This window comes from Aquabacter spiritensis (genome assembly GCF_004346185.1).
In the GTDB taxonomy this organism is placed as follows: domain Bacteria; phylum Pseudomonadota; class Alphaproteobacteria; order Rhizobiales; family Xanthobacteraceae; genus Aquabacter; species Aquabacter spiritensis.
This window is the reverse complement of the sequence record NZ_SMAI01000042.1, coordinates 1-1,536: the sequence shown is the minus strand read 5'-3', so window position 1 is coordinate 1,536 and position 1,536 is coordinate 1. Positions and strand designations below refer to the sequence as shown.

Annotated in this window: 1 protein-coding gene; it reads right to left on the bottom strand. The window is 64.3% G+C overall.

All coding sequences use genetic code 11. The annotated features are described in order from the left end of the window. Positions 1-79: 79 nt before the first annotated feature. Complete coding sequence (locus EDC64_RS23330; RefSeq protein WP_132036256.1) at positions 80-1,456, bottom strand: transposase; 1,377 nt, start codon at positions 1,454-1,456, stop codon at positions 80-82. Positions 1,457-1,536 lie beyond the last annotated feature (80 nt).

Genomic DNA, 1,536 nt, shown 5'->3' with positions numbered 1-1,536 from the left:
TGACCGATTCCGTTGAAAAAGTCGGCCTGTGAGGCGTGCTGGCACGAAGCCGGATTTCGCCAGCGGACGCCTTCTCCGGTCATGCCGGGCTGATCTGCGGCGCGCTCGGGAGGAGCTTGGCGAGCTTCCGGAGGTTCTGGGCGGTTGCGGCGAGGTGGAACTCATCCCGAGCTCCGTTCGGGCCTCGCAGGCGCAGGCGGTCGAGCTTCAGGATGCGCTTGAGATGCGCGAACAGCATCTCGACCTTCTTCCGCTGCCGCCGCGACGTGACATAGGCGTCGGTGCCGGCGATGGCCCGCGCCATGTCGCGGGCGCCCTCGTGGATCGAGCGGGGTATTTTCCGGGCGGGCGTGGTCGGGCAGCAGCGAGGCTTCAGGGCACAGGCATCGCAATCCAGCTTGCTGGCGCGATAGCGCATCATGCCATCCTCATCGACCAGGGGCTTGGGTGTGCGGTAGAGCTTCTGGCGCTGCCGCAAGAGCTTACCGGCCGGACAGACATAGGCATCCGCCTCGCGGTCATAGGTGAAGTCGGCTCGGCTGAAGGTGCCGTCGCGACGCTCGGACTTGTCGAACACCGGAACGTGCGGCTCGATGCCATGCTCATAGACCAGCCAGGCGAGCATCTCCGCCGAGCCATAGGCGCTGTCGCCCATCAGCCGTGCCGGGTAAAGGTCGAAGCGGTCTATCGAACGTTCGATCATGCGTTTCGCTGCCAGGACTTCGGCCTGACGGATCGCCGTCGTCGCCTCTACGTCGACGATGATCGCGTTCTCCACGTCGATCAGATAGTTGGTGGAATAGGCGAAGAAGGCTTGGCCACCATGTGCGCCGGTCCAGCGGGCAGCAGGATCTGCCGGCGAGAGGAATTTCGGCGTGACTTCGGTGGCCGCGCCGAAAGCCGCATCGTCGAGCACGGCGAGATATTCCTCGACCGCGCGTCCGGCTGCCTCGGGCGATAGCCCCGCTTTGCCCTCGACACCCTTCTGACGGCTGGCCTCGGCCTTGATCAGGCTGGCATCTACAGCGAAGCCTTCTCCGCCAACCAAGCCCTCCCCGATACAACGTTGCAGCACGGTCTCGAACAGATGCCGGAGCAAGTCGCTGTCGCGGAAACGGCCGTGCCGGTTCTTGGAGAAGGTCGAGTGGTCCGGCACGCGGCCATCGAGCCCGAGGCGACAGAACCAGCGATAAGCAAGGTTCAGGTGGACTTCCTCGCACAGCCGCCGTTCCGAGCGGATGCCGAAGCAATAGCCGACGAGGAGCATCCGGATCATCAGTTCCGGGTCGATCGAGGGCCGACCGGTCTCGCTGTAGAAAGGCTTGAGGTGCGCCCGGATGCCGGAAAGGTCGACAAACCTGTCGATGGCCCGCACGAGGTGGCCGGCAGGGACATGGCGCTCCAGGCTGAACTCGTAGAACAGAGCCTCCTGCACCCCGGTCCGCTCGCCCATCATCGCCTCGTCCCTCCATCCGCAAGGACAACTGAATCAGGACTTCGGCCCAACAGCAACGCCGACTTTTTCAACGGAATCGA